Annotated in this window: 7 protein-coding genes; 4 read left to right on the forward strand and 3 right to left on the reverse strand. The window is 70.0% G+C overall.

Features of this window, described 5'->3' with window-relative positions:
- The coding region (locus tag VF794_RS39040) for a methyl-accepting chemotaxis protein (protein ID WP_331118679.1) at positions 1-1015 on the forward strand (1015 nt) is incomplete at its 5' end.
- Between the two features lie 10 nt (positions 1016-1025).
- On the opposite strand, the gene VF794_RS39045 is transcribed toward VF794_RS39040, so the two are convergent.
- Complete coding sequence (locus VF794_RS39045; protein ID WP_331118681.1) at positions 1026-2546, reverse strand: long-chain fatty acid--CoA ligase; 1521 nt, start codon at positions 2544-2546, stop codon at positions 1026-1028.
- Positions 2547-2606: 60 nt separating this feature from the next.
- Here VF794_RS39045 and VF794_RS39050 point away from each other — a divergent pair, with 60 nt between their 5' ends.
- The gene (locus tag VF794_RS39050; protein WP_331118683.1) at positions 2607-3965 is read left to right on the forward strand and encodes a serine hydrolase; all 1359 of its coding nucleotides are present in this window, start codon (positions 2607-2609) and stop codon (positions 3963-3965) included.
- Positions 3966-3995: 30 nt separating this feature from the next.
- Here VF794_RS39050 and VF794_RS39055 read toward each other — a convergent pair whose 3' ends face one another.
- Entirely contained in the window at positions 3996-5027 is a 1032-nt protein-coding gene (locus tag VF794_RS39055; protein WP_331118685.1) for a medium chain dehydrogenase/reductase family protein, read from the reverse strand.
- 104 nt (positions 5028-5131) lie between these two features.
- Here VF794_RS39055 and VF794_RS39060 point away from each other — a divergent pair, with 104 nt between their 5' ends.
- Positions 5132-5746, forward strand: coding sequence for a PH domain-containing protein (locus tag VF794_RS39060; protein ID WP_331118687.1), 615 nt, complete (start codon positions 5132-5134; stop codon positions 5744-5746).
- Between the two features lie 14 nt (positions 5747-5760).
- Here the strand turns inward: VF794_RS39060 and VF794_RS39065 are convergent, their stop codons facing one another.
- Positions 5761-6600 (reverse strand): hypothetical protein, encoded by an 840-nt coding sequence (locus tag VF794_RS39065; RefSeq protein ID WP_331118689.1) that lies wholly within the window; start codon positions 6598-6600, stop codon positions 5761-5763.
- 118 nt (positions 6601-6718) lie between these two features.
- Between VF794_RS39065 and VF794_RS39070 the strand changes: the two genes are divergently transcribed.
- The gene (locus tag VF794_RS39070) at positions 6719-8536 is read left to right on the forward strand and encodes an acyl-CoA dehydrogenase (protein WP_331118691.1); all 1818 of its coding nucleotides are present in this window, start codon (positions 6719-6721) and stop codon (positions 8534-8536) included.
- Positions 8537-8618: the final 82 nt, after the last annotated feature.

Below are 8618 nucleotides of genomic sequence, written 5' to 3' on the forward strand. Positions count from 1 at the left end.
GGGGGTGTACTTCTCGCGGCGGGTACTCAGGCCGGTGCGCTCGCTGGTGGAGGCGGCGGGACAGGTGGCGCGAGGGGACCTGCGGGTGAAGGTGGAGGCGCCCTCGCATGACGAGGTGGGCGAGCTGGGGAGGGCCTTCAACGCGATGGTGACGGACGTGCAGCGGGTGCTGCGCGGGGTGGTGGAGGTGTCGGGAGCGACGGCCCGGGACGCGGAGCACATCCACCACTCGACGGAGGGCCTGAGGCAGGCGGCGCGGGAGCAGTCGCGGGCGCTGAGCGGCATGACGGACAGCCTCCTGGGGGTGACGAAGGAGATGGGGCTGGGGGCGCACCAGGCGGAGCTGGCGGCGAAGACGGCCGAGACGAACGGTCAGGTGGCGCGCGAGGGCGGAGCGGTGGTGAGGAGCACGGGCGAGAAGATGGGGGAGATCGCCCGGGTGGTGGAGCGCTCGGCGAGGACGGTGGAGCGGCTGACGGAGTGGAGCGCGGAGGTGGGGCGGGCGGTGGAGCTGATTTCAGACGTGGCGGACCAGACGCGGGTGCTGGCGGTGAACACGGCCATCGAGGCGATGCGCGCGGGCGAGCACGGCAAGGGCTTCACGGTGGTGGCGCAGGAGGTGCGCAAGCTGGCCGAGCAGGCGCGAGCGGCGGCGGAGCGGATCGCCACGCTGATGAAGGAGAGCCAGGTGGAGACGGAGTCCGCGGCGGCGCAGATGAGGGAGGGGCAGGCGCGGGTGAGGGAGGGGCTGGCGCTGTCGGTGGAGACGGGGAAGGCGCTGGAGCGGATCGTGGCGGGGGCGGAGGAGATCCAGCGCAGGGTGAGGGACATGGCGCGAGCGCACGGGGCGCAGGCGGAAGTCAGCGAGTCGCTCACGCGGAGGATCCACGGGCTGACGGAGCAGGCGGTGGAGTCAGCGGCGGGGGTGGATCAGATAACGAAGGCGGTGGAGGACCTGGAAGCGCGAGCGAAGCAGTTGCGAGAGATGGTGGCGCGCTTCCAGGTGAACACCTGACGAGTGAGGGTCAGCCCGGGGACCCGTGCTGGGCCGAGAGGGTCCGCCGGTCCACCTTGCCGGCACTGGTGCGAACGAGCGCCTCCAGGAACTTCACGGACCTGGGCTGCTTGTACCGAGCGAGCCGACCCTGGCAGAACTCGAGCAGCCGGACCTCGGTGAGATCCGCGCCGGGCCGGGCCACCACGAGGGCACGAGGCACCTCGCCCCACTTGGGATCGGGGACGCCAATGACACACACCTCGGCGACCTCGGGGTGGGCGGCGAGGACGTTCTCCACCTCGGAGGGGTAGATGTTCTCGCCGCCGGAGATGATGAGGTCCTTGCTGCGACCGACGATGGAGAAACACCCATCGGCGTCGCGTCGGGCCAGGTCTCCGGTGTGGAGCCAGCCGCCGGCGAAGGTCTTCGCGGACTCGTCGGGGCGGCGCCAGTAGCCGGAGCAGAGGTGGGGCCCGCGCAGCAGCAGCTCGCCCTCCTCGCCATCGCCCTCGATACGGGCCTCGACATGGAACAGGGGCACGCCGACGGCGCCGGGCTTGCGGCGCACATCCTGGGCGGGGAGCCAGAAGTTGTTGGGCCCGCCCTCGGTGAGCCCGTAGCCGGTCTTGAAGTCCACGCCACGAGCGAAGAAGCGCTCGAAGACGGGCTGGGGGCAGGGGGCGCCGCCGCTGATGAGGAGCTTGAGTCGGGAGAAGTCCACCGAGTCGAAGCGCGGGTGGCGCTGCATCTCGATGAACATGGTGGGCACGCCGAAGAAGAGGGAGATGGCGCCGGAGTGGACGAGGTCGAAGACCTGGTCGAGGGAGAAGGCGCGGGCGACGATGGTGGTCCCCCCCACGTAGACGAGGGGGGTGGTGAAGACGTTGAGGCCACCGGTATGGAAGAGCGGCGCGTTGAGGAGGGCGGTGTCGTCGGCGGTGAGGCCCCAGCTGACGACGGTGTTGGCGGCGTTGGCGGTGATGGAGCGGTGGGTGAGGATGGCCGCCTTGGGGGTGCCGGTGCTGCCGCCGGTGTAGCAGAGCACCCACGGATCCTCGGGCTCGACCTCCACGGTGGGGAGCGGAGCGTCCGAGAGCGCCTCACGCCGGCTGAACGGAACGTCCTGGGGCTGGCGGGGGGAGGAGTCCTCGAGGGGGACGAAGTGCCGCACGCTGGAGGCACCCGGACGGACGGCGTCGACCTGGGCCTGGAAGTCGGGGCCGTGGACGAGGACGACGGGCTCGGCGTCGACGAGGAGGGAGGCGAGTTCGGAGGTGCTGAGGCGCCAGTTGAGGGGCTGGAGGATGGCGCCGAGCTTGCCGCAGGCGAAGAGGAGATCGAGGAACTCGGTGCAGTTCATCGCGAGCACGGCGACGCGGTCGCCGCGACGGACCCCGAGGACGTCGTGGAGGAGCCGGGCGGTGCGATTGGCGGAGGCATTCCACTCCCGCCAGGAGATGCGGCGATCCCCGCGAAGGGAGTCGATGAGGGCGATGCGCTCGGGGGCGAGCGAGGCGCGACGCGCGAGCCAGTCGTGGACGATGGGCACGGGAAACTCCGAAGTTCCGCTGGAAGAGGGCCGGGGGAGGGTACAACTCCAGAACCCCCAATGCGAAGCCCGACCCTCCGCCTCGCCCTGCTGCTGACCACGGCCCTGCTGACCACGGCCTCCGCGGCCCAACCTTCCCTGTCCCCCACCCGCTCCCGAGCCCTGGAAACGCAGCTGCTGCGAGCGGTGGGCGAGGTGGGCCTCGACCGGGTGCTGGACTGGAGGCGAAAGGGAGAGCGGATCGCGCACCCTCCGAACGTGGACGTGGCGGTCATCGAGCTGGACGCGGAGGGCCGTCCGGTGGCGGCGGCGAACGTGCTCGTGTCGAGGGACTACCCGAAGGGCCGGGGGGTGCCCATCGACGCCCGGACGCTCGGAACACGGGCGGTGCGTTTCACGCGGTGGGACCTGGACCGATGGGATGACACGAAGGGCTGGCCGGACGCTCCGGCCGACGATGACCTGGTGCCTGGACGCGAGAAGGCACCGCTGCGCTTCATGGCGCCCTACCCCGCGTCGCTGTTCAAGATCCTCATCGCCTACGGAGTGATGAGGCGGGTGGACCGGGGGGAGCTGACGCTGGACACGCCGTACCGCTTCATCCGGGACACGGTGGACAAGGGGGAGCGCCCGGTGCGGGGCTGGCTGGAGCCGATGATCGTCGAGTCGGACAACGGCTCGACGGAGGCGCTGGTGAAGCTGCTGCACGAGCGTGGGGCGATGGAGGGGCTGAACGCGGAGCTGGCGGCGCTGGGACTCGGGACGCTTCAGGTGAACGGGACGTCGCCGGTGACGGGGAGGAACTGGCAGCCGGGGAGCATCCACATGACGGCGCTGGACACGGCGCGACTGTTCCTGCTCATCAACGGAGGGCCGGGGGTGCTGTGGAGGACGCCGGAGGGCCGTGCGGTGACGGCGGCCGAGCTGTCGGAGCCCGCGCGCAACTTCCTGAAGAAGCTGCTGGGGGACCAGGGGTACGCGGAGGGACTCAGCTCGACGCTGGTGTGCGGAGACCCGAACGCACGACCGGGAATCCCGACGGCGGTGCCGGCGAGGTGGCTGGCGGCGGACGGGACGGCGACGGTGGGCGAGACGGCATTCGAGCGGGACACGCGGCCGTGCAACGCGGCGGCGGAGGTGGAGTTCCTGCACAAGACCGGGCAGACGGAGAACTACGGGAGCGACGCGGGCATCGTGCGGGCGCTGCCGGGCAGGGAGCGGAGACACTACGTCATCGCGCTGCTGTCGAACCTGGGCTACCGCTACTACGACGAGGGCGTGGCGGGCACGGCGAACTTCGCGGACGAGGAGAACGGCTTTCCCGGGACGGTGACGGGGATGGGCTTCACCCAGAGCCTCGCGGAGCTGGGCCGCCGGGTGGACGAGGCGATGAAGCGCCGGAGCCCCGTGAGCCGATAGCTCCGAGGTGACCGCTTGACGGCTTCACCCTCACGGCACCAGCACGAGCTTGCCCACCGTGGAGCCGGACTCCAGCGCGCGGTGTGCGTCGGCGACTCGGTCGAGCGGGAAGCGGGTGACGGGAGGCGGAGTGATGCGGCCCTCGTCGACCCACGCGAGCAGCCGGACCATGGACTCCTCGAGCACGCCGCGCTGCTCGAACAGGTAGGACAGGTTGAAGGCGAGCACGCTCGCGTTGTCGTTGGTGAGCTTGAGCGGATCGAACCGGGGAGTCCGCACGAAGTCCGAGGCGAGCTTCACCCAGTTGGGACGCCCACCCTGACGCGGCAGCATGGAGTGGAAGCCATAGATGACGAGCTTGCCGGGCCTGGCGAGGTGCCGGTAGCTCTCGCGCAGCGTGGCGACTCCGTTGGCATCGAGCACCACGTCATAGCCCCGAGGAGAGGCCTGCTCGGCGGCTCGCCAGAGCTCCTCGCGGCTCTTGTCGATGACGACCTCCGCGCCGAGCGCGCGCGCGGTCTCCACCTTGTGAGTGGAGCCGACGACGCCCACGGTGCGGCAGCCGGCGATGCGGCCCAGTTGCAGCAGCGCACTGCCCACGCCGCCCGCGGCCGAGTGCACGAGCAACGTCTGGCCCGGGCGCGGATGGGCCAGTTCGAAGAGGGCGTAGTAGGCGGTGAGGAAGACGGTGGGGAAGCCCGCTCCCTGGGCCATGTCGAAACGTGCGGGCAGGGGGAACACCTGATGCCGGGGCACGGCGACATGGGTCGAGTACCCCCCGAAGCGCGTGACCCCCAGGACCTTGGTGCCCGGAGCGAGGTCCGTGACGGAGGCGCCGACGGCGGTGACGGTGCCAGCGAACTCGAAGCCGGGGGTGATGGGCCAGCCGACATACTCCTTGGCCGAGGCATACAGCCCCATGCGGATGACGCAGTCGGCGTAGTTGACGCCGATGGCCTCGGTGGTGACGACGACCTCCTCGGGAGCGGGTGAGGGCTCCGGTCGCGTCTCGAAGGTGAGCTGCTCGTAACCACCGGCCCGGGGGATGACCACCTTGCGCATGGCCCACACATAGCGCAGCCCTTGCCGCCCTGCCCGCTTCACCTATGCTGGCTCGGGGCCGCGAGGCCACGTCACCCCGCAGCACCTGCCCTGGGAGAATCGAAATGTTCGGGAAAATCGCCGCCGACGCGCTCGGCCTCAGTGACATCGGCTCGGTCATCGCCCCTACCGACTACGACAAGGTGGACGCCGACGACTACGTCATGCACGAGGACCAGGAGAAGATCTTCTTCCTGATCAAGTCCAAGTCCGACGAGTACTGCTTCACCAACAAGGCGCTCATCCACCTCGATGGCACCAGTGCCGCCAGCAAGAAGCGCATGCTGCGCCGCTACAGCTACAGCGGCAACCCGATCTCCCACGTGCTGCTGGAGACCGCCGGTAACATCGACATGGACGTGGAGATCAAATTCCACCTCGGCCCCAAGGAGTTCTCGATCGACGTGCACAAGAAGCACCTCGAGCAGGTGAAGGATCTCTACAAGGCCCTGTTCCGCATCTCCGAGCTGATGCACGAGAACGAGGTGGCGCTCGGCCACGCCAAGACCAGCCTCGAGGTGGCTTCCACCACCCTCGGCCGCGGCCAGGCGGGTGCCACGCCGATCGTGGAGTCCTTCAAGGAACTCAACCAGGCGGCCTTCGCCTGGCTCGCCGGCGCTCAGCAGAAGTACTGGGTGAAGGACTTCGGCTTCGTGTTCGAGCGGTACATCAAGGCCTGACCCGGCCCACCCGCTCAGCCTTGAGCGTCCGGCCCCCCCTCGTCATCGAACGGGAGCATCACCGGGGCCGGAGCGGCCTCGAACGAGTCCACCACCTCGGCGGCCGGAGCCTCCACCAGGCCCTCGGCCTCGCCCGGACCCGCGACCTCCGCTCCCACCTCGGGCACGAGGTTCGCGATGTCATCGAGGCTCGCGACGAACGCATCGGCCCCCGCGTCCCCGAAGCCCGCTCCACCCTCCTCCAGGTTCGCGATGTCATCGAGGCTCGCGACGAACGCGTCCGCGCCCGGGTCGTTGTAGGCCGCCTCGCTCGCCTCGACCTCGTCGGCCCCATCGACCTCCGTCTGGAGCGCGGCGAGCTCCGCCTGCATCCAGTCGTCCTCCGCGGGGGCCGCCACCTCGGCCTCGTCGGCCTCGTGCTGTGCCGAGACCGCCGCGGCTGCCTCTTCCACGGCGCTCCGGGCCTGGGCCGCCGCGTACACACTGGCCCGCGCCAGGTGCGCCAGCGAGACGCCCTCCCCGCCCTGCCCGACGCCCGGGAGCACCTCCGGCTCGGCCTCCGCGCCGCCCTTGAGGTCCAGCAACTCACGCTGGGCGCGCTCGAAACCATCGACGTTCATCAACTGCGAGCGCAGCTCCGCGGCCTCGCGCGCCTGGGCCGTGCGCTCCGCCTCCACCGCCTCCAGCTCCGCCTGGAGCTTCGCGTTGAGGGCCTCGAGCTGCTGCTCTTCCGTCATCAGCGCGGGGTCGTCGGCCCCGATGTGCTTCTCGACGGCCTCGACGCGCCGCTGGGACTCGATGAGTTGGGCGGTTTGAACGGAGGGGTTGAAGCCGCCGATCCTTCGGATGCTCATGGACGGGTCCTCACTGGACGCACGGGGGGTGTTTCGTCCCGATATTGTCGCAGCGAGGGCCCCCCAGTTGCTAGCGTCGGCCTCCAACCCACACTCACCGTACAGTCGGAGCCCCCCGATGACCTCCGCGTCCAGCCACTACAAGGCCAACCTGCGAGACCTGTCCTTCAACCTCTTCGAATTCCTGGACATTGGACGAAGCTCGCTGGGCAAGGCGCCCTTCGGGGACTTCGACGAGACGGCGGCGAGGCAGACGCTGGAGACGTTCGCCGAGGTGTGCGGCAAGGAGCTGGCGGCGAGCTTCACCGAGCCGGAGCACAACCCGCCAAAGCTGGAGAACGGGACGGTGGCGCTACCGCCGGGGCTCCAGCGGTCGCTGGGGGCCTACTACGACGCGGGGATGCACCAGTTGGAGCTGCCGATGCACCTGGGGGGCATGGGGGCACCGCCCTCGCTGGGCTGGGCGGCCTTCGAGCTGGTGGCGGGCTCCAACCCGGCGGGGGCCTTCTTCACGCTGGGCGGCATCCTGGCGCGCGTCATCGACCGGCTGGGCACCGAGTCCCAGAAGAAGCGCTTCCTGCCGACGATGATCGACCGGCGCTGGGTGGGGACGATGGTGCTCACCGAGCCGGACGCGGGCAGCGACGTGGGCGCGGGGCGCACCAAGGCCCGGCACGTGGGGGGCGAGGTGTGGGAGATCGAGGGCGTGAAGCGCTTCATCACCAGCGCGGAGGCGGAGCACGCGGAGAACATCATCCACATGGTGCTGGCGCGGCCCGAGGGCGCGGGCCCGGGCACCAAGGGCCTCTCGCTCTTCATCGTCCCCAAGTACTGGGTGGACGAGAATGGCAAGCCGGGCGAGCGCAACGGCGTGGTGTGCACGAAGATTGAAGAGAAGATGGGGCTGAAGGGCTCGGTGACGAGCGAGCTGACCTTCGGGGACGGCAAGCCGGCGCGCGGGCTGCTGCTGGGCGAGGTGCACGACGGCATCCGCCAGATGTTCCATGTCATCGAGCAGGCGCGCATGGCCATCGGCATGAAGTCCATGGCGACGCTGTCCACCGCGTACCTCAACGCGCTGGAGTTCACCAAGGAGCGCAAGCAGGGCGCGGACCTGATGAACGCGCGCGACGCCAAGGCCCCGCGCGTCACCATCATCCACCACCCGGACGTGCGGCGGATGTTGATGGCGCAGAAGGCGCACGCCGAGGGCATGCGCGCACTCTGCCTCTATACCGCCTCCATCCAGGACCAGGTGGAGCTCAAGGGCGGGCACCGGGCGCAGGAGGCCGCCGAGTCCGACTCGCTCAACGACCTGCTGCTGCCGCTGGTGAAGGGCTACTGCTCGGAGAAGGCGTACGAGCTGCTGGCGGTGTCGCTCCAGTGCCTCGGGGGCTCGGGCTACCTGAAGGACTACCCGATGGAGCAGTACATCCGGGACCAGAAGATCGACACGCTCTACGAGGGCACCACCCACATCCAGGCGCTCGACTTGCTGCTGCGCAAGGTGGCGCGAGACGGAGGGGCGACGCTCCAGCGGCTGCTGGCCCAGGTGCGCGCGACGGCGGAGTCGGACGAGGGCGGCAAGGAGCTGGAGGCCGAGCGCGCGGCGCTGGGCAAGGCGCTCTCGGACACGGAGACGATGCTGGGCACGCTGATGGGGAAGCTGGGCGAGTCGCTCTACCACGTGGGCCTTCAGGGCAACCGGGTGCTGATGGCCCTGGCGGATCTGCTCATCGGCTGGCTGCTGGTGCGGCACGCGGCGGTGGCGTTGGAGCGCGTGAAGACGAACCCGGGCGACAAGGCCTTCTACGCGGGCAAGCTGGCCAGCGCGCGCTGGTTCTGCCGCGAGGTGCTGCCGGGGCTGGCCCACGCCGCGCGCATGGTGGAGCAGGGCGCGCTGGACCTGATGGAGGTCCCCGAAGAGGCGTTTTGAGTCTCGGGTGCACCCACGGGCGGCTCCGAAGAGGGGCCGCCCGTCGTCGTTCCAGGCGTGCGCTCGCTCCGCCGCCTGCTTC

Source organism: Archangium sp., assembly GCF_036389735.1.
Classification (GTDB): domain Bacteria; phylum Myxococcota; class Myxococcia; order Myxococcales; family Myxococcaceae; genus Archangium.

Excerpts from the sequence above, each read along its gene's own strand:
- VF794_RS39050 (WP_331118683.1), top strand. The coding sequence starts at position 2,607 with ATGCGAAGCCCGACCCTCCGCCTCGCCCTGCTGCTGACCACGGCCCTG.
- VF794_RS39055 (WP_331118685.1), bottom strand. The coding sequence starts at position 5,027 with ATGCGCAAGGTGGTCATCCCCCGGGCCGGTGGTTACGAGCAGCTCACC.
- VF794_RS39060 (WP_331118687.1), top strand. The coding sequence starts at position 5,132 with ATGTTCGGGAAAATCGCCGCCGACGCGCTCGGCCTCAGTGACATCGGC.
- VF794_RS39065 (WP_331118689.1), bottom strand. The coding sequence starts at position 6,600 with ATGAGCATCCGAAGGATCGGCGGCTTCAACCCCTCCGTTCAAACCGCC.
- VF794_RS39070 (WP_331118691.1), top strand. The coding sequence starts at position 6,719 with ATGACCTCCGCGTCCAGCCACTACAAGGCCAACCTGCGAGACCTGTCC.